The organism is Yimella sp. NH-Cas1, assembly GCF_022359705.1.
Lineage (GTDB): Bacteria > Actinomycetota > Actinomycetes > Actinomycetales > Dermatophilaceae > Yimella > Yimella lutea.
In genome coordinates this window covers 1,865,624-1,884,320 of the sequence record NZ_JAKSGG010000003.1, presented here as the reverse complement: position 1 = coordinate 1,884,320, position 18,697 = coordinate 1,865,624, and the positions used below count along the sequence as shown (strand labels likewise).

17 protein-coding genes are annotated in these 18,697 nt (G+C 67.7%); 13 read left to right on the top strand and 4 right to left on the bottom strand.

The window, feature by feature from the left end; translation table 11 throughout:
- Position 1: 1 nt before the first annotated feature.
- From MF407_RS09345 to valS, 3 genes are all read right to left on the bottom strand, one after another.
- On the bottom strand, positions 2–445 hold the full coding sequence (locus MF407_RS09345) for a hypothetical protein (RefSeq protein ID WP_239702116.1): 444 nt from the start codon (positions 443–445) through the stop codon (positions 2–4).
- Positions 438–1,124, bottom strand: coding sequence for a DUF4129 domain-containing protein (locus MF407_RS09340; protein ID WP_239702115.1), 687 nt, complete (start codon positions 1,122–1,124; stop codon positions 438–440). The genes MF407_RS09345 and MF407_RS09340 overlap by 8 nt, the downstream gene beginning before the upstream one ends.
- Before the next feature lie 97 nt (positions 1,125–1,221).
- Entirely contained in the window at positions 1,222–3,861 is a 2,640-nt protein-coding gene (gene valS, locus MF407_RS09335; protein WP_239702114.1) for a valine--tRNA ligase, read from the bottom strand.
- A 138-nt stretch (positions 3,862–3,999) separates the two neighbouring features.
- Here valS and MF407_RS09330 point away from each other — a divergent pair, with 138 nt between their 5' ends.
- The 7 genes from MF407_RS09330 (at position 4,000) to ndk (ending at position 11,816) form a co-directional block, all read left to right on the top strand.
- Positions 4,000–4,566: a GAD-like domain-containing protein gene (locus tag MF407_RS09330; protein ID WP_239702113.1), complete on the top strand. Its 567-nt coding sequence runs from the start codon at positions 4,000–4,002 to the stop codon at positions 4,564–4,566.
- Positions 4,567–4,906: 340 nt separating this feature from the next.
- Positions 4,907–8,233, top strand: coding sequence for an isoleucine--tRNA ligase (gene ileS / locus MF407_RS09325; RefSeq protein WP_239702112.1), 3,327 nt, complete (start codon positions 4,907–4,909; stop codon positions 8,231–8,233).
- Positions 8,230–8,760 (top strand): GNAT family N-acetyltransferase, encoded by a 531-nt coding sequence (locus MF407_RS09320; RefSeq protein ID WP_129624896.1) that lies wholly within the window; start codon positions 8,230–8,232, stop codon positions 8,758–8,760. The genes ileS and MF407_RS09320 overlap by 4 nt, the downstream gene beginning before the upstream one ends.
- Positions 8,757–10,148: a Mur ligase family protein gene (locus MF407_RS09315; protein WP_239702111.1), complete on the top strand. Its 1,392-nt coding sequence runs from the start codon at positions 8,757–8,759 to the stop codon at positions 10,146–10,148. Before MF407_RS09320 ends, MF407_RS09315 begins: the two co-directional genes overlap by 4 nt.
- The gene (locus tag MF407_RS09310) at positions 10,145–10,528 is read left to right on the top strand and encodes a DUF4233 domain-containing protein (protein WP_239702110.1); all 384 of its coding nucleotides are present in this window, start codon (positions 10,145–10,147) and stop codon (positions 10,526–10,528) included. Before MF407_RS09315 ends, MF407_RS09310 begins: the two co-directional genes overlap by 4 nt.
- Positions 10,528–11,367 carry an undecaprenyl-diphosphate phosphatase gene (locus MF407_RS09305; protein ID WP_129624898.1) on the top strand — a complete coding sequence of 280 codons (840 nt, stop codon included), beginning with the start codon at positions 10,528–10,530 and terminating at the stop codon, positions 11,365–11,367. Before MF407_RS09310 ends, MF407_RS09305 begins: the two co-directional genes overlap by 1 nt.
- 26 nt (positions 11,368–11,393) lie before the next feature.
- Positions 11,394–11,816 carry a nucleoside-diphosphate kinase gene (ndk, locus tag MF407_RS09300; protein ID WP_129624899.1) on the top strand — a complete coding sequence of 141 codons (423 nt, stop codon included), beginning with the start codon at positions 11,394–11,396 and terminating at the stop codon, positions 11,814–11,816.
- Positions 11,817–11,892: 76 nt separating this feature from the next.
- Here ndk and MF407_RS09295 read toward each other — a convergent pair whose 3' ends face one another.
- A complete protein-coding gene (locus MF407_RS09295) occupies positions 11,893–12,435 on the bottom strand; it encodes a MarR family winged helix-turn-helix transcriptional regulator (protein ID WP_129624900.1) in 543 nt (180 codons plus the stop codon).
- Positions 12,436–12,632: 197 nt separating this feature from the next.
- Here MF407_RS09295 and MF407_RS09290 point away from each other — a divergent pair, with 197 nt between their 5' ends.
- The 6 genes from MF407_RS09290 to mrdA are packed head-to-tail and all read left to right on the top strand — an operon-like array spanning position 12,633 to position 18,696.
- Positions 12,633–12,893: a hypothetical protein gene (locus MF407_RS09290; protein WP_239702109.1), complete on the top strand. Its 261-nt coding sequence runs from the start codon at positions 12,633–12,635 to the stop codon at positions 12,891–12,893.
- 46 nt (positions 12,894–12,939) lie between these two features.
- Positions 12,940–13,956 (top strand): rod shape-determining protein, encoded by a 1,017-nt coding sequence (locus MF407_RS09285; RefSeq protein ID WP_129624973.1) that lies wholly within the window; start codon positions 12,940–12,942, stop codon positions 13,954–13,956.
- 49 nt (positions 13,957–14,005) lie between these two features.
- The gene (locus MF407_RS09280) at positions 14,006–15,334 is read left to right on the top strand and encodes an aspartate aminotransferase family protein (protein ID WP_129624902.1); all 1,329 of its coding nucleotides are present in this window, start codon (positions 14,006–14,008) and stop codon (positions 15,332–15,334) included.
- A 1-nt stretch (position 15,335) separates the two neighbouring features.
- Complete coding sequence (gene mreC / locus MF407_RS09275; protein WP_239702108.1) at positions 15,336–16,169, top strand: rod shape-determining protein MreC; 834 nt, start codon at positions 15,336–15,338, stop codon at positions 16,167–16,169.
- Entirely contained in the window at positions 16,166–16,654 is a 489-nt protein-coding gene (locus MF407_RS09270) for a hypothetical protein (RefSeq protein ID WP_239702107.1), read from the top strand. Before mreC ends, MF407_RS09270 begins: the two co-directional genes overlap by 4 nt.
- A complete protein-coding gene (gene mrdA / locus MF407_RS09265) occupies positions 16,651–18,696 on the top strand; it encodes a penicillin-binding protein 2 (protein WP_239702106.1) in 2,046 nt (681 codons plus the stop codon). The genes MF407_RS09270 and mrdA overlap by 4 nt, the downstream gene beginning before the upstream one ends.
- Position 18,697 lies beyond the last annotated feature (1 nt).

Sequence of the window (18,697 nt, the reverse complement as noted above, 5' to 3'; positions counted from 1 at the left end):
GTCAGGCGGGGCGGGGGATCGGACTCCAGGTAGGCGCGCAACTCCTGGGGAGTTCCTTCGACGAGACGAACTGTGCCCCGGAGGGATTGATCCGATGCTCCACCACAGTGCGCAGTGACCGTTGAAGGTTTCGATCGGCGTGCCCGACCCGGTGAGTCTTGGCGGTGACGTCGCAGCAGAGGTTGTGCAGGGTGAACAGGCGACCCTCGTTGCGGGTGGACGGTTCGTAGCTCTCGTCCCGAGTGTGCAGGTTGTTCGTGATCGACCACCCCTCTCGCACATCGCGGACGTAACCGGTGCAGACGGCGATCACGATGCCGCCCGCGATGAGCGCCGGAAGGTTCGCCGGGGTGTCGAACACACGCAGCACGGCCCAGAAGCTCGCACCGAACACTGCGCCGATCGCGATGCGTTTGAGCCAACGCCGGAACTCGGGCTCATTCACGGGTCCCGACCTCTTCTCGCGCTCCGAGCGAGTGCTGGATTCGGTCCAGGGCGTCCTGCGCAGCGAGGCGGTGTTCGTCGGTGAGTGGGTGGTCGGAGAACCGCGCCTCGCGGTAGAGGTCGGCCAGTTCGTCGAGTGCGTCGTCGTCGACATCCAGGTCGGACATCACCCGCTGCATCACATCTGTGGCCGTCTCGGACGGGTGCGCCTGCAGTCCGAGTGCCGCGACCCCCTCCAGGAGGGCCGTCCAGCACGCGATCACCGCGTTCGAGGGGGTGTCGGTGCGCAGCAGCTCCCGGCTCCGGTTGACCGTCTCCTCGATCGCCGCTTTGCTGTCCTGCTCCGGCTCCGGAACGGTGCGCTCCCAGCGCAGTCGCAACAATGCACGTACCCCGAGCAAAAGCAAGCACAACAGCGCGATTGCGGCGGCCACGACGATCGCCTTGATCACCCATTCGGTGAAGGCCAACGGGGTCGAGTCACCGCCACCGGCCATCGGCGGTTTCGGGATGTCGGTGCGCGTCGGCGTCTGTCGGGGCTGCCGCTCCGGGCGACTGCCGGTAGGCGTGCCGATGACCGGGTCACCGGTGGAGACAACCGCAACAGTGGCCAACCCGAAGACCGCGGAGGCGACCAGCACGGGCACCATCCACGGCGCGCGCGCTCCCCGTCGACTCATGCACCGACCCTATGCGTCACGTCCTACGTTGTCCTGCAACTGGATCCGAGGCGCGGACGAGTCGACCTTCATCAACGGGATCCGCGTTGCACGTCGTTCAGCTCTGCGCGGGCGTCTTCGGCGGCGGCGGGATCAGTTCTGCGTCGCGCACCTCGAACGTTTCGCCGTCCGCGTACTGCAGCGCGGTGATCTTGCCCGCCGCGCGCAGGTCGGCCTCGCCCGCACGGACCCGGTCGGTGATCTCGGCCGGCCCGGCGAAGGTCACCGAACTCACCTCGGCACGCATGCCCATCTTGGCGTCCGACTTCGCCTTACGGACGCCCGCGAGCGCCTGACCGACGGCGCCGAGCACCGTCGGGTCCCCGTCGGTTCGCAGTTCCTCGAGGCTCGGCCACGCCTGCCGGTGCACGCTGCCCTCCTGCCACCACGACCAGACTTCTTCGGTCGAATAGGGCAGGAACGGGGCGAACAGACGAAGCAGCGTCTTCAGCGTCAGGCGGAGCGTGGCGCGCGCGCTCGCCGCCTCCGCCTCGCCCTGACCGCCGTACGCGCGGTCCTTGACCAACTCGATGTAGTCGTCACAGAAGGTCCAGAAGAAGGTCTCGGTGACCTCCAGGCTACGGGTGTAGTCCCACGTCTCGAAGCCCTTGGTGGCCTGCTCGACGACTTCGCGCAGGTTCGCGAGCACCGACCGGTCGAGTTCGTTGGTGATCGGGGCGTCGTCGGCCACATCGCCCATCGTGAGCGCGAACTTGCTTGCGTTGAGCAGCTTCATCGCCAACCGCCGGCCGACCTTCATCTGGCTCTCGTCGTAGGCCGCGTCGACGCCGAGGCGTCCGGCGAGCGCCCAGTAACGGACGGCGTCCGCGCTGTGCTGGCGCAGCACCTCCTCGGGCGTGACCGCGTTGCCCTTCGACTTGCTCATCTTCTTGCGGTCAGGGTCGAGGATCCAACCGTTGATCGCGGCGCCGGTCCACGGGACCGTGCCGTTCTCGAAGTGGGCGCGGACGACGGTCGCGAACAGCCAGGTGCGGATGATGTCGTGGCCCTGCGGACGCATGTCCATCGGGAAGATCTTCGCGAAGAGTTCCGCGTCGTTGCGCTCACCGGCGTTGCTCGCGACCGGCCACCCCGTCGCGATCTGCGGAGAGAGGGACGAGGTCGCCCAGGTGTCCATGATGTCGGGGTCGCCGACGAATCCACCTGCCACGCCTCGCTGTTCGGCGTCGTAGCCGGGCGGGACGTCGGTCTGGGGGTCGACCGGCAAGGTCTCTTCCGCGGCGAGGATCGGGTGGTCGTAGTCGGTCTCGCCCTCTGCATCGAGCGGGTACCAGACCGGGAACGGCACCCCGAAGAAGCGCTGTCGGCTGATCAACCAGTCGCCGTTGAGCCCGCTGATCCAGTTGGTGTAGCGGCTGCGCATGAACGCGGGGTGGAAGTCGATCTCCTGGCCACGCGCGATGAGTTCGTCCTGCAACTCCTTGCTGCGTCCGCCGTTGCGGATGTACCACTGCCGGCTGGTCACGATCTCGAGCGGCTTGTCGCCCTTCTCGAAGAAGTTGGCCTTGCGCTGCGTCTTCACCGGCTCACCGATCAGGTCGCCGCTCTCGCGCAGGGCGGTGACGACCGCCTCGCGGGCCGAATGCACCGTTTTGGTCGCGAGCTGCTCGACATAGAGGGATTCTCCGGCGCCGCCGGTGATCCACTCCGGAGTCTCACCGCTGATACGGCCGTTGCGTGTGATGATCGAACGGATGGGCAGCTGCAGTTCGCGCCACCACATGACGTCGGTGAGGTCACCGAAGGTGCAGCACATCGCGATGCCCGCGCCCTTGTCCGGCTCCGCCGCCTGGTGGGCGAGCACAGGGATCTCGACACCGAACAACGGGGAGGTGACGGTGGTGCCGAAGAGGTGCTGGTACCGCTCGTCGTCCGGGTGGGCGATGAGGGCGACGACGGCCGGGATGAGTTCCGGACGGGTCGTCTCGATCTCGACCGTGCCGCCGTCCGGCTTGTGGAAGCTCACCTTGTGGAACGCGCCGGGGTAGTCGCGTGCTTCCAGCTCGGCCTGGGCGACCGCGGACTGGAAGGTGACGTCCCAGAGTCCGGGCGCCTCGGCCTGATAGGCCTCGTCGCGCTCGACGTTGCGCAGGAAGGCCTGCTGTGCCACGGCGCGTGAGCGGTCGTCGATCGTGCGATAGGTCTGGTTCCAGTCGATCGACGCGCCGAGAGTGCGGAACATCGACTCGAACGACTTCTCGTCCTCGGCCGTGAGCTCTTCGCACAGCGGGATGAAGTTGGCACGGCTGATCGGCACCTGGTCGGCGGCCTTGACCGACTTGCCCTCGGCGCCCTGCAGCGGCGGGGTGAAGTTCGGGTCGAAGGCGGCACCGTGGTCACCGCGCACGCCGTAGTAGTTCTGGACGCGGCGCTCGGTCGGCAGGCCGTTGTCGTCCCAGCCGATCGGGTAGAAGACCTCCTTGCCGAGCATCCGCTGGTATCGCGCCATGCAGTCGGTGTGGGTGTACCCGAAGACGTGGCCCACGTGCAGGCTGCCGCTTGCCGTCGGCGGGGGTGTGTCGATCGAGAAGACCTGCTCACGTGGCAGCGACAGCGCACGCTCGCGGTCGAACGCATACGTTCCCTGCTCCTGCCATACCGCTCCCCACTTGTCCTCCAAGCCGTCGACGGTGGGCTTGTCGGGGACCCTGGCGGGCGTGGCGTTGGCGTCAGTCATGCGGCCTATGTTCCCATCCGCCCGGGGTGCGTTTCACCCGGGTTTCGAGTGCTCGGCGCCTCGTGCCGACCGCCGTGCTCCCTCGTCCATCCCCTTGTACGCCCGCGCTGCGGCGATGCGCTGGTTAGCATGTGGCGCATGAGCATCACCGTGCAGCGTTTCCTCGACACCTACGCCCCCGACTCGGACGTCGAGGTGCCCGGCCGCGCCTTCCTGGAGTACGCGGCGCAGCACGCGCCGCAGGAACTCGTGGAGTTGTGGAGCACCCACGGCCTGGGCTTCTACGGCGAACAGCGCATCGCGCTGGTCGACCCGGCCGAGTGGACGCCGGTGCTGCAGCGCTGGCTGGGCAGCGACGTCCGCAGCATCCCGTTCGCCGTGACCAGCTTCGGTCACGTCTACCACGTGGAGGGCGACGGCCCGGTGCAGTGCCTCGACCCGCACTTCGTGACCAACAACTTCGTCGCGCCCGATGTCGTCGGATTCTTCAACGACCACCTGCCGAGCTCGTCCTCGCACCTGGCCGATCTCGAAGGTCCGCGCGGGGGCGCTCGTTCGCAGTTCGGTGAACTCGAAGAAGGACAGATCTACTGCTTCAACCCGCCGCTCAGCCTCGGCGGGCACGTCGGCCCCGACACCCTGGATCTCGCCGACGGCATCGCCAAGCTCACCGAGATCCACGAAGGCACCGCAGCCAACCGCTGAGCCTCCGCGAAACCTACTGTTTTCTGCCGAACCCACTGAGGACACCCAATAGGTTCGGCCGGGAAGTAGTAGGTTCGCCGGCGGGTTGGAGAAGCTGCCCGATCCAGGCGTAGACTGCTGGGCACAAGCGTCCGAGCCGTCATCAGCGGCGAGCTTCCGGAAGAACAGAGCGCGAGCTCCCAGTAGACCCGGACGGGACGAGCCCGTCACAGCTCACGAACAAGCGGTCGCGGCATCTGCCGCGGCAAGCGGGGTGGTACCGCGGTGCTGCCGGACGATTCCGGCGACGTCGTCCTCGATCGATGACCGAGTTGATGATCACGCGAAAGAGACGCACCCGATGGCGTACCCCAAGGTTGACCTCACCGCCGACTCCTGCGAGTCCACCGGCACCACTGCAGCTACCACTGCCGCCGGTGTCTCCTCGACCCCGAACTTCCCGGCGATCGAGCAGGCGGTGCTGCGCTACTGGGACGAGGACGGCACCTTCCGGGCGTCCGTCGAGCAGCGGGACGCGGGCGTCGACGGGGCCAACGAGTTCGTCTTCTACGACGGTCCGCCCTTCGCCAACGGGCTGCCGCACTACGGCCACCTGCTCACCGGCTACGCCAAGGACGTCGTCCCGCGCTTCCAGACCATGCGTGGCAAGAAGGTCGAGCGCCGGTTCGGTTGGGACACCCACGGTCTGCCCGCCGAACTCGAGGCGATGCGCCAGCTGGGTCTGAAAACCAAGGACGAGATCCTGGCGATGGGGGTCGAGAAGTTCAATGCGGCCGCGCGCGCGTCGGTGCTGAAGTACACCGACGAATGGGAGGCCTATGTCAACCGCATGGGCCGCTGGGTCGACTTCGAGAACGACTACAAGACACTCAATTCCACCTTCATGGAATCGGTGCTGTGGGTGTTCAAGCAATTGCACGACAAGGGCCTGGCCTACGAGGGCTTCCGGGTGCTGCCGTACTGCTGGAACGACGAGACCCCGCTGTCGAACCACGAACTGCGCATGGACGACGACGTCTACCAGATGCGCCAGGACCCCGCGGTCACTGTCGGATTCCGTTGCGGCAGCGGTGAACTCGAAGGTGCGTACTTCCTGATCTGGACCACCACGCCGTGGACGCTGCCGAGCAACCTCGCGGTGATGGTGCACCCCGACATCGACTACGTCGTGGTCGAGTCCGACTTCACCGGTAGCACCGAGCGCTACGTCATCGCCGAGGCGCGGGTGCAGAGCTACGCCAAGGAGTTGTTCGGCGACGCCAAGGCCGAGTGGGCCGACAAGGTCGTGCGCCGCCTCAAGGGCCGCGACATGTTCGGCGCCACCTACACGCCGCCGTTCTCCTACTACCTCGGCCACGAGAACTCCTTCCGGGTCGTCGAAGCCGACTTCGTCACCACCACCGACGGAACCGGGCTGGTGCACAGCGCCGGTGCATTCGGCGAGGACGACATGATGGTCACCGACCGGGAGGGCATGGCCCCGGTGATCCCGGTCGGGCCCAACGGCGCGTTCACCTACCCGGTGGCGGAGTACGAAGGCATGCAGGTCTTCGACGCCAACCCGCATGTCATCGACCACCTGCGGGCTGCCACCCGTGGCGACGGCGAGCGTGGCGCGGTCACCGAGGGCACCGTGCTGCTGCGGCGCGAGACATACGACCACAGCTACCCGCACTGCTGGCGTTGCCGTAACCCGCTGATCTACATGGCGGTGTCGTCGTGGTTCGTGTCAGTCACCTCGATCAAGGAGCAGCTGCTGGCCAATAACCAGCAGATCAACTGGGTGCCCGGCAATGTCAAGGACGGCCAGTTCGGCAAGTGGCTGGAGAACGCCCGCGACTGGTCGATCTCACGAAACCGCTTCTGGGGCAGCCCGATTCCGGTGTGGAAGTCGGACAATCCGGAGTACCCGCGGGTCGACGTCTACGGCTCCTTCGCGCAGTTGGAGGCCGACTTCGGCACCCTGCCGAAGAACACCGACGGCGAACCCGACCTGCACCGTCCGTTCGTCGATGAGCTCACCCGTCCCAACCCCGACGACCCGACCGGGCGGTCCACGATGCGCCGGGTGGAAGACGTGCTGGACGTATGGTTCGACTCCGGTTCGATGCCCTACGGCCAGGTGCACTACCCGTTCGAGAACGCCGACTGGTTCGAGCACCACTACCCGGCCGACTTCATCGTGGAGTACATCGGTCAGACCCGCGGCTGGTTCTACACGCTGCACGTGCTCGCCGGCGCGCTGTTCGACCGTCCGGCGTTCGAGAACGTCATCTGCCACGGCATCGTGCTCGGCTCCGACGGCCAGAAGATGAGCAAGTCGCTGCGCAACTACCCCGACGTCAACGAGGTCTTCGACCGCGACGGCGCGGACGCGATGCGCTGGTTCCTGATGTCCAGCCCGATCCTGCGCGGCGGCAACCTGATCGTCTCCGAGGAGGGCATCCGCGGCGGCGTGCGTCAGGTGATGTTGCCGCTGTGGAGCAGCTGGTACTTCTTCAGCCTGTACGCCAATGCCGCCGGGTACGAGGCGAAGTGGTCAACAGCGTCCACCAACGTGCTGGACCGCTACTTGCTCGCCAAGACCCGCGTGCTGGTGCACCAGGTGCAGGACCAGTTGGACGCGTACGACGTCGCGAGTGCGTGTGACTCGATCGCCGCCTTCGCCGACGTGCTCACCAACTGGTACATCCGTCGTTCCCGTGACCGGTTCTGGTCGGTGGGCAAGGACGCCGACGAAGAGGCCTTCAACACCCTGTACACCGTGCTGGAGACGCTGACCCGCGTCGTCGCGCCGTTGTTGCCGTTCACCGCCGAGCAGGTGTGGCGTGGCCTGACCGGAGGACGTTCGGTGCACCTGACCGACTGGCCGGTCGCGGACGACCTGCCGGCCGACGACGCACTGGTCACCGCGATGGACCGCGTCCGTGCGGTCTGCTCGACCACCTCGAGCCTGCGCAAGGCGGAGAACCTACGCGTGCGCCTGCCGCTCGGCGGGCTCACCGTCGTGGTGCCCGACCCCGCGGCCATCGAAGGTTTCGCCGCACTGATCGCGGACGAGGTCAACGTCAAGAAGGTCGACCTGGTCGACCTGGCGGATGCGTCCGAGGAGGACTTCGGCCTCACCCGTCGACTCACCGTCAACGCCCGTGCGGCCGGACCGCGCCTGGGCAAGGACGTTCAGCTCGCGATCAAGGGCAGCAAGAGCGGGGACTGGTCGGTCGCCGACGACGGCACGGTCACCAGCGGTGGCCTGGCCCTCGAAGAGGGCGAATACACGCTCGAAACCGTTGTTTCCCAGGGTACTTCGCAGGCCAAGGCGCCCGCCATGCTGCCGGGTGGCGGGTTCGTCGTGCTCGACACAGAGGTCACCGACGCGCTGCGCTCGGAGGGCATCGCCCGCGACGTCGTCCGCGGCGTCCAGCAGGCCCGTCGCGAGGCCGGCCTCGACGTCAGCGACCGGATCAGCGTCGCGATCATCGGCGACGAGCCGGTGTGGCAAGCCGTGCTGGAGCACCAGGGCCTGATCATGGGCGAGACCCTCGCCGTCCAACTCGGTGCGGCCGGCGGTGACCAGGTGTTGCCGAACGCGACCCCGATGACGCTGTCCGACGGGCTGAAGGCGAGTGTCGCGCTGAAGAAGGTCGACTCCGGAGCCCGGTCGTGAACCAGGCGCCGGCCGCGGTGATCCGGCAGGCCGGGGGAGAGGACCTGCAGGCGGTCATCGAGGTCGGGCTGCGCACCTGGCCCGCCACCTACGCGCCCATCGCCGGCAAGGACTACGTCGCGATGGGGCTGTCGAAGTGGTGGACCGACGAGGCGACGATCCCCGCGATCCGAGCCGGACGCGTCCTGGTCGCCGAGGTGGACGGCGAGATCGTCGGCATGACCTCGTTCGGCCCGCTCGACGGACACTTCATGATCTGGAAGCTGTACGTCGTCCCCGAAGCCCAGGGCGCCGGGCTCGGACACCGCCTGCTCACCGCGGCGATCAATCGCGCGCACAGCGAGGACTACGAGCAGGTCCGTCTGTCCTACCTGGTCGGCAACGATCACGCGGCGACGTTCTACGAGCGTCACGGATTCGTGGAATACGAGCGCGAACACGGCGGTTCCGGCATCCCGGACTCGATCTGGGTGCGGCTGCAACTGCGCGACCCCAAGATGCGCAACCCCAAGGAGAACGACCGATGACCCCACGTCCCGACGCCGCCCAGGTCGAGGCCGCGCGCAAGCTCGAGGTGCACAAGCGGATCCGGGAGATCGTAACCGAGATCCTCGCGCGTACACCGGAGAACAATCCGGAGCCCTCGCTCGACCGGGTCGCCGAGTGCGTGACGTTGATGGGGGACCCGCAGCACAACTTCCCGATGATCCATCTGACCGGCACCAATGGCAAGACCACGACGACGCGCATCATCGAGCGGATCCTGCGGGAGATGGGTCTGTCGACCGGACGGTTCACCTCACCGCACCTGCACGACATGCGTGAGCGGATCTCCTTGAACGGCATGCCGATCGAACCGCAGCGGCTGATCGACGTCTACGACGACGCATTGCCCTTCATCGAGATGGTCGACCAGAAGTCGCAGGCCGCGGGTGGCCCGCGGATGACCTACTTCGAGGTCATGGTCGTGCTCGCCTATGCAGCCTTCTCGGATGCGCCGGTCGACGTCGCGATCGTCGAGGTCGGCCTGGGTGGAGTGTGGGACGCCACCAACGTCGCCGACGGGAAGGTGTCGGTGATCACCCCGATCTCCATCGATCACCAGCGCCTGCTCGGCAACACGGTCGAGGACATCGCCACCGAGAAGCGCGGCATCATCAAGCCCGACTCCATCGCGATCGTCGGACGCCAACTGCCCGAGGCCGACGAACTCATCCGGGAACGAGCCCAGGAGGTCGACGCCGAGCTCGAACGCGACGGCATCTCCTTCGGCATCACCGAACGCGAGACCGCGGTCGGCGGTCAGCAGATCACCGTCCAGGGCTTGGCCGGTCAGTACGCCGACCTGTTCCTGCCGCTGTTCGGGGAGCACCAGGCTCACAACGCGGCCATGGCGATCGCCGCCGTCGAGGCGTTCATCGGCGGCGGGGAACAGCCGCTGGACCGCGACGTGCTGCAGACCGCGCTGGCCGAAGTGAGCTCTCCGGGACGGCTCGAGATCGTCCGCCGCTCACCCACGATCGTGGTCGACGCCGCGCACAACGGCGGGGGTGTGCTCGCGCTGCGCGAGGCGATGAACGACTCGTTCACCTTCACCCGGCTCATCGGACTTGTGGCGATCATGGGTGACAAGGACGCCGAATCGATGCTCGAGCAGTTGGAGCCGGTGCTGGACGAGATCGTGGTGACCCGCAACTCCTCGCCGCGCTCGATGAGCCCGCGTGACCTCGGTGAGCTCGCCACCGAGGTGTTCGGAGCGGACCGGGTGCACGTCGAGCCGCATCTGGTGGAGGCGATCGACAAGGCCGCGAATCTCGCCGACGAACAGGGCGGTGTCGGCGGTGGCGTACTGGCCACCGGCTCCGTCGTGACGGCCGCCGACGTCCGCGCTGCACTCGGGGTGACCGACACGTGAGGGACGTCTTCTTCCACGGCGTCGGGGAGAAGATGACGCGGCGCTTCGCCGCCATCGTGATCGGCTCGCAATCGCTGGTGGTCTTCTTCGGGGCACTCGTGGCCTACGGCATGGCGAAGGCGCAGGACGATTCCTCGCACACCACCTACCTCGTCGTCGGGTGCGTGCTCGCCGTGCTGTGCATCGTCGCCGCCGGCGCGATGCGTCGTCCGTGGGGTGTGACGCTCGGATGGGTCATCGAAGTGGCTACCCTGGCAGCGGCATTCATCGTTCCGATGATGTTCTTCGTCGGTCTGGTCTTCGGTGCTCTGTGGATCACCGCGCTCGTCCAGGGTCGGAAGATGGACCGACTGACCCGTGAATTCTCCGGAGCTTCGTAGTGGACTTCTTCCAAGCCATGGTGCTCGGCATCGTGCAGGGACTCACCGAGTTCCTGCCGATCTCGTCGTCGGCGCACCAGTTGATCGTCAGCCGGTTGTTCTTCGACAACGACGGCGGCGGGGCGGCCTTCACCGCCGTCACACAGCTGGGCACCGAGACGGCCGTGCTCGTCTACTTCTGGCGCGACATCGTCCGCATCATCAAGCAGTGGGCCTTGTCGTTGGTCGGCAAGGTGCCGAGGAGCGACCCTGACGCGCGCATGGGTTGGTGGGTCATCATCGGCACCATCCCGATCAGCGTGCTCGGAGTCCTGCTGAAGGACGTCATCCACGGGCCGGTGCGCAACTTGTGGGTCACCGCGACGATGTTGCTGGTCTTCGCCCTGGTCATCGCGGTCGCCGACTCGACCGCGTCGCAGCGCAAGACGCTGGAGAACCTCAACGCGCGTGACGGTGTCATGTTCGGACTGGCCCAAGCGTGCGCGCTGATCCCGGGTGTCTCCCGCTCGGGCGGAACGATCGCCGGTGGGCTGTTCATGGGGTACCGCCGCGAGGACGCCGCGCGCTACTCGTTCCTGCTCGCCATCCCGGCCGTGCTCGCGTCCGGCTTCTTCGAACTCGCCGACATCGCCGGTAAGCCGAACCCGGACGGATGGTGGCCGATCGTCATCGCGACCGTCATCTCCGGACTCATCGGGTACGCGGTCATCGCCTGGCTGCTGCGCTACATCTCGACCCACGACTTCAAGGCGTTCGTCTTCTACCGGATCATCCTGGCGATCATCCTGTTCGTGCTGCTCGGCTTCGGTGTGATCGACAGCGCCCCGCCGGTGGCGTGACGACGCGGTGTCCTAGGCTCTGCACCGTGAGCGAGCAGATCGAACGCACCCTGGTCATCGTCAAGCCCGACGGCTACCGCCGTGGACTCACCGGGGAGGTGCTGCGGCGCATCGAGGCCAAGGGCTACACCCTCGCCTCCCTGCAGGTGATGACGCCCGATCGCGAGCGACTGGCTCAGCACTACGCCGAGCACGAAGGCAAGCCGTTCTACGAACCGCTGGTCGACTTCATGAGCAGCGGTCCGGCCACCTTCGTGGTCGTCGAGGGTCAGCGCTGTATCGAGGGCTTCCGTACGCTTGCCGGAGCGACCGATCCGACGGCGGCGCTTCCCGGCACCATCCGCGGTGACCTCGGTCGTGATTGGGGCAAGAAGGTGCAGGAGAACATCGTGCACGGCTCGGACTCGCCGGAATCCGCAGAGCGGGAGATCGGCATCTGGTTCGCCTGATCACTTTCGGAGCAACGCACGGGGCCCGTCACCGATCGGTGACGGGCCCCGTGCGTATCCCGGACGTGGGGTGGGTTCAGCCAGCTGCTTGATCACGGGTGGAGGACAGGTCGTCCAGCCCGGCGATCGCCTTCTCCAACAGGGTGGCCAGCTGCTCGCGCTGCGGCCCGGTGAGGCGGGCCAGCACGTCGGACTCCAGCAGGTCGCTTTCGCGGATGACCTGTCGGAAGGTCTCCCACCCGGTCGTGGTCAGCGTGACCAGCACCCGCGTGCGGTTGGTGGGGTCGGGGCTGCGCTCGATGAGCCCGCGCTCGGCCATCTTGTCCAGGCGGTGCGTCATCGACGACGGGGCCACTGCCACCACCTCGGCGAGTTGGGACGGCGTGACGGCGGTGTCGCGCGGCTGCAGGGCGAGGTTGGACAGCACCGACCACTCGCCGCTGGTCAGACCGACCTCGGACAGGCTCACCGCGTACCACTGGGACAGCTTGCGGGTGAGACCCTGAACGGCCGTGATCACCCGCTGGACCTGCTCGTTGCCGCCCGCTTCGACGTACGCCGCGACCTCGGCCTCGTACTCCTGACGAACCGACTTACGTCTCGATTTGGAAGGACTCATCCCCTCAAGTGTGCCACCGCTGCGGCTCTGCTGCGCACGACGTCCGGCCCACCGGGCAGCGATTGTCGGAACCGGGCCAAAAACGGGTCCCCAGCGCGGGTGCTGAAGTACCCCGGTGTTCAGCAGGTGACGCTGGTCGACCTCGACCCGGCCGTCGTCCGCCTGGCCAGCGGGCCTACTGGAACATCCAGGCCACCTTGCGCAGTGTCGGCCTGAAGACCGCCGCCTATCACGTCGATGTGCCGAGCTTCGGGGACTGGGGATTCCACCTCGCCGCGTGCAGCACGCCGCGGGTAGCGGTGCCAGGCGATGCACCTGCGATGAGGTTCGTCGACCCGCGGGTGCTCCTCGCGGTGCAGACCTTCCCGTCCGATCGGGCACAGCTCACGATGCCGCCGTCGACCCTGTTGCACCCGGCCATCCTCGACGCGATCAAGGGGTCGTACCGCGGGTACTGAAGGGGCAACCGGCGCAGCCAATTACGATCAGTTGGTGACCCGACGACTGCTGCCCACCGGGCGTGACCTAGCAGTCGATCTCGGCACCGCCAACACCGTCGTCTACGCACGCGGGAGCGGCGTCGTGCTCGACGAGCCGTCGGTCGTCGCGCTCGAAGTAGGCACCGGACGGCTCATCGCGGCCGGATCCAAGGCCCGCGAGATGCTCGGCCGGACGCCCGGCCACGTCGACGTGATGAGGCCGCTGCGCGACGGGGTGATCAACGACGCCGACGTCGCCGAACGGATGCTGCGCTACTTCATCGCCCAGGTGCACCCGTCCCGACTGCTGCGTCCGCGCATGGTGGTGTGCGTGCCGAGCGAGGTCACGGGGGTCGAACGCCGGGCGCTGGAGGATGCGGCCACCCGTGCCGGCGCCCGCCGGGTCTACGTGATCGAGGAAGCGATGGCGGCTGCGCTCGGCGCCGAACTCCCGGTCGAAGCGGCCAAGGCGAGCATGGTGCTCGACATCGGCGGCGGCACGACGGACGTCGCCGTGATCAGCCTCGGCGGCATCGTCCAGGCCCGCTCGATCCGGGTGGGCGGCGATGAGATCGACGAGGCGATCGTCGCGTTCGTGAAGAACGAGTATTCGTTGCTGCTGGGGGAGCGCAGCAGCGAGGACATCAAGGTCGAGATCGGATCGGCGTTTCCGCTGCGTGAAGAACGCACCATGCGGGTGCGCGGGCGCGACCTGGTGAGCGGCCTGCCCAAGACGGTCACGGTCACCTCCCAGGAGGTGCGGCGGGCGATCGACGTGCCGCTGCTGCAGATCTGCGAACTGGTGCGCGCGACGTTGGACGTCTGCCCGCCCGAACTGGCCGGCGACGTCCTCGATCACGGCATCGTGCTCACCGGCGGCGGGTCACTCCTGCGCGGCATCGACGCGCGATTGCGCCATGAACTCGGCGTACCGGTGCGCGTGGCCGATGAGCCGCTGCGCTCGGTCGCTCGCGGTGCGGGACGATGTGTCGAGGAGTTCGGCACCCTGCAGCGAGTGCTGGTAGACAGCAAGCGGTACTGACTTCTCCGCCCTCGAATCCACTCGTGTCCTGCAACCCGGAAGGAACCCGATGAGCCCCTCCCGCGCCTTCGAACTCGACCGCGCCCACGTCTTCCACTCCTGGTCGGCTCAGCGCAAGATCAACCCGATGGTGGTCGACCGCGCCGAGGGCTCCTACCTGTGGGACGACGAGGGCAAGCGTTACCTGGACTTCACCTCGCAACTGGTGTTCACCAACATCGGTCACCAGCACCCGAAGGTCGTCAAGGCGATCCAGGACCAGGCGGCCAAGCTGTGCACCATCGCGCCGGCGCACGCGAACGCCGAGCGTTCCGAGGCTGCTCGCCTGATCGCCGAGATCGCACCCGGTGACATGAACCACACCTTCTTCACCAATGCCGGCGCGGAGGCGATAGAGCACGCGATCCGGATGGCGCGGCTGCACACCGGACGCATCAAGGTGTTGACCCGCTACCGCAGCTACCACGGGGGCACCCAGACGGCTCTCAACGCCACCGGCGACCCGCGCCGCTGGGCCAGCGACTACGGCAACGCCGGGGTCGTGCACTTCCGCGGTCCGTTCCTGTACCGCTCGCAGTTCCACGCCACCACCGAGCAGGAGGAGTGCGAGCGCGCGCTGGCCCACCTGCGCAGCACCGTCGAGTTGGAGGGTCCGTCCACGATCGCGGCGATCCTGCTGGAGACCATCCCCGGCACCGCCGGCATCATGCCGCCGCCGCCGGGATATCTGCAGGGTGTGCGCGACCTGTGCGACGAGTTCGGCATCGTCTACATCGCCGACGAGGTGATGGCCGGTTTCGGCCGCACCGGCAACTGGCTGGCGCTGGACGACCACGGCGTGGAACCCGACCTCATCACGTTCGCCAAGGGCATCACGTCCGGATACATCCCGCTCGGCGGTGTGATCGTCGGGCCGAAGGTGTTCGAGTCGTTCGCCGAGAAGCCCTATCCGGGTGGCCTGACCTACTCCGGACACCCGTTGGCGTGTGCCACCGCTGTCGCCACGATCAACGCGATGCGCGAGGAGGGGATGGTGCAGAACGCCCGCCGCCTGGGCGACGACATCATCAGGCCGGCCCTGCAGAAGATGGCGGGCGACCATGCCTGCCTCGGCGATGTACGCGGTGTCGGCGCCTTCTGGGCGCTGGAACTGGTGCGGGACAAGGAAACTCGCGAACCCCTCGCACCGTACGGCGGATCGAGCCCGGCGATGGACGCGGTCGTCGCCGAGTGCAAGAAGAACGGTCTGCTGCCCTTCGTCAACTACAACCGGATCCACGTCGTGCCCGCCCTGAACATCCCCGACGACCAACTGCGGGAGGGGCTAACCATTCTCGACGCCGCTCTCGAGGTCGGGGACGCGCAGGCTCAAGGCTGAGATGGCGTTCCGGCCACAGACCCGACGGCGGGTCCTCGCCGTCGGCCTGGCCGGGTGCCTGGCGATCGCCGTCGTCGACCAGGCGGCGCCCTCGGCGACCGCCCCGCTGCGCCGAGCGGCCGCCGAGATCGTCTCTCCGGTACAGGACGTGTTCACCGGGCACGACGACGAGATCGCGCGGCTCACGCGCGAACGGGACGAGGCCCGGCGGTCGTCCGCAGACACGAGATCGAACGCTGCCGACCTGGCCGCGTTACGGACGTTGCGCGGATCGGTGGCGGCCGACGGTCGCACCTTCCTCGCGGCGCAGGTCGTCGGGTTCACCCCCGGAGTCACTGTCGGCAGGTTGAAACAGGTCACCATCGATGCCGGGTCGAGCGACGGTGTCCGGACCAACCTCACGGTGATAGCGGCCGGAGGTCTTGTCGGCCGGGTCGTCTCGGTGAGCACCCGTTCGGCGACCGTTCAACTGCTGACCGACCCGTCCAGCGTGGTCGGCGTACGGGTGGGGGACGACCGGCTGCTCGCCTCGCTCGCTTCCACCGCCCCCGCAGGACTGCCCGGCCGTGAAGCAGGACTGCTCACGGTACGGATCGCCGGTCTGACGCCGGCGAAGGTCGGAGACCGGGTCACCACCCTCGGCAGCATCGAGGAGACCCCGTTCGTGCGCGAGGTTCCGGTGGGCACGGTGGTCGCCGTGGATCCCGACCGTGGACAGGGCGGCCCGACCGCGGTCGTCCGACCGGCGGTCGACCCGACGCGCCTCGACCTCGTCGGCGTCGTGTTCCCTGCGGGCAGTGTTCCCGCGCGTCCGGCGATCCGGGGCGGCTCGTGATCCCCAGCCGACTCACCGTCCTGCGGGCGCTGCTGTTGTCGCTCGCCGCGCTGCTCACCGTCACCGTGCTTCCGTCCGGGGGTGTACCGGCGGATCTGGTGCTCGTCCTCGTCGTCGCAGTGGGCCTGAGTTCCGGCACTCAGGCCGGTGCGCTGTTCGGCCTCGCGGCCGGGCTGACGGTCGACCTGGTGCCACCGGGTTCGGCACCGCTGGGTCTCACCGCCCTGATCCACGCTGCTGTCGGTGCCGGCTGCGGGGTGCTTCAGCGCTCGGTGCGTGCCTCGATCCTGGTGCCGATCGTCACCGTGGCGCTCGCGGCCACCGGGATCCAGTTGCTGCGTCTGCTGACCTCGCTCGCTGCCGGGCAGACGCCGAACCTGACCCATGCATCCGCACTGATCGTCTGTACCGCACTGGCCGGCGCGGTGATCGTGCCACTCGTGATCCGAGCGGAGTCCTACCTGGTCGCAAGAGGTCTGGCGTGAGGTGGCGTCGCGACTCGATCGAGTATCCGCGTGGCTACCGGGCGAACGTCGCAGCGCCGTACACAGCCCGCATCTGGGCGATCCTGGTCATCACCGTGCTCGTGCTCGGCGTGCTCGCAGGACGATTGTTCCAGTTGCAGGTGGTCGACGGTCCCGCGATGAAGCAGGCCGCACAACGGATCAACACGCGCACCGTCGACGCCCCCGCGACCCGCGGCCGCATCCTGGCCGCGGACGGGACACCGCTGGTCACCAATGGTTCCACCTGGGTGCTCACCATGGACCCGACGACCCTCGCCGAGAGCCGGGACGGTGGGCGCGCGGTCCTCACTCGCGTCCAGCGCCTGATCGGCGGTGACGTCGAGGAGATGCTCGGGCGCACCAAGGCGTGCGGCACCAAGGACGCCCCGCCGGCACCGGTGTGCTTCTCCGGCAGCCCCGTCGAGCCGATACCCGTGCTGAGCAACGTCGACCCCGGGCTGTCGATGACACTGCTCGAGCGTCCGGAGGACTTCCCGGGACTGGCTGTGCGTCAGCAGCAGGTACGCCGGTTCCCGGCACCGTCGGCAGTGAATGCCGCTCAGGTGATCGGCTACCTCGGACGCACCAATGCCGCGGACCTGCAACGTGATTCGTCGCTCAACGCCGCCGACCTGCTCGGCCGCAGCGGACTGGAGTCCAGCTACGACAAGGTGCTGCGCGGCACCTCCGGACGCACCGTGCTGGCTGTCGACGCGCGCGGACTGCCGGTCAGGACGGTGAGCACCACCCCGGCCGTCGGTGGCCAGGACGTCCTGACGCACCTTGACGTGCCGGTGCAACGGGCCGCCGAGTCCGCACTCGCCGAGACGATCGGTCGGTTGCGCACGGCGAAACGACCGGTGACCGGGGGAGCGGCTGTGGTCCTGGACGCGTCCTCCGGGGCTGTGGTCGCGATGGCCAGCAACCCGACGTACGACCCACTCGTGTGGACCGGGGGCATCACCGCGGCGCAGTACCGCAAGCTCAGCGATCCGAAGGCACACAATCCGCTGACCAATCGGGTGATCGGAACTCTGCAACCACCGGCGTCCACGTTCAAGGTGGTCACCATGCCGGCGGCCATCGCGTCCGGCGTCGACCCGAAGGGGCGGTACGAGTGCTCCTCGCAGATAACGGTCGGCAGCCGGGTCTTCAAGAACTACGAGTCGGCCGCCTTCGGCGTCATCGACATGCCGGCGGCTCTGCAGGTGTCGTGCGACACGGTGTTCTATCGCTGGGCGTTCGCCCGTTGGATCTCCGAGGGAGGCCTGAAGGGCGACGTGAGCAAGACCGGCCCGTACTCGCAGATGGCGAAGCAGTTCGGCTTCGGCCGACGCACGGGCATCGACCTGCCCGGTGAAGTGGCGGGCAATGTCCCCAGCCGCGCATGGAAGCTCGAGCGTTGGAACACCACGAAGGCATCGATGTGTCGCCGGGCCAAGAGCGGCTACCCCGAGGTCTCTGACACGAAGCAGGCGGAGTACTTCAAGCAGTTGGCGCAGGAGAACTGCTCCTACGGCTATCAATGGCAGGCCGGCGACGCGGTGAACCTCTCGATCGGACAAGGAGACATGCTCGTCTCGCCGCTGCAGCTGGCGGTCGGGTATGCAGCCGTCGCGAACGGCGGCACCATCTGGCAGCCGCAGGTCGCCGCGGCCACACGCACCTCGGACGGTTCTGCCGCCTCACGGATCTCGCCGGTCGCCAACGGGCGGCTCGTGTTGTCGGCCGCCGCTCAGACGGTTCTCACCGACGGGTTGCGTCGCGTCGTCACCGAACCGACCGGCACCGCGCACCCGGCGTTCGTCGATTTCCCCGACGACTACCCCATCTCGGGCAAGACCGGCACCGGTGAGGTGTACGGAAAGGACGCCACCGCGTGGTTCGCCTCGTACGGCCCGAAGACCAGGAGCGGCAAGCAGTACGTCGTGGTGGTCATGATCGAACAAGGCGGTCTCGCAGCGCGAGCTGCGGTGCCGGCTGCCCGCCAGATCTGGGACGTGTTGCGCACCCGCCCCTGAG

What these genes read in the sequence shown, in the direction of transcription:
- MF407_RS09340 (WP_239702115.1), bottom strand. Translation starts at nt 1,124, where the DNA reads ATGAGTCGACGGGGAGCGCGCGCGCCGTGGATGGTGCCCGTGCTGGTC.
- valS (WP_239702114.1), bottom strand. Translation starts at nt 3,861, where the DNA reads ATGACTGACGCCAACGCCACGCCCGCCAGGGTCCCCGACAAGCCCACC.
- MF407_RS09330 (WP_239702113.1), top strand. Translation starts at nt 4,000, where the DNA reads ATGAGCATCACCGTGCAGCGTTTCCTCGACACCTACGCCCCCGACTCG.
- ileS (WP_239702112.1), top strand. Translation starts at nt 4,907, where the DNA reads ATGGCGTACCCCAAGGTTGACCTCACCGCCGACTCCTGCGAGTCCACC.
- MF407_RS09315 (WP_239702111.1), top strand. Translation starts at nt 8,757, where the DNA reads ATGACCCCACGTCCCGACGCCGCCCAGGTCGAGGCCGCGCGCAAGCTC.
- MF407_RS09295 (WP_129624900.1), bottom strand. Translation starts at nt 12,435, where the DNA reads ATGAGTCCTTCCAAATCGAGACGTAAGTCGGTTCGTCAGGAGTACGAG.
- MF407_RS09280 (WP_129624902.1), top strand. Translation starts at nt 14,006, where the DNA reads ATGAGCCCCTCCCGCGCCTTCGAACTCGACCGCGCCCACGTCTTCCAC.
- mreC (WP_239702108.1), top strand. Translation starts at nt 15,336, where the DNA reads ATGGCGTTCCGGCCACAGACCCGACGGCGGGTCCTCGCCGTCGGCCTG.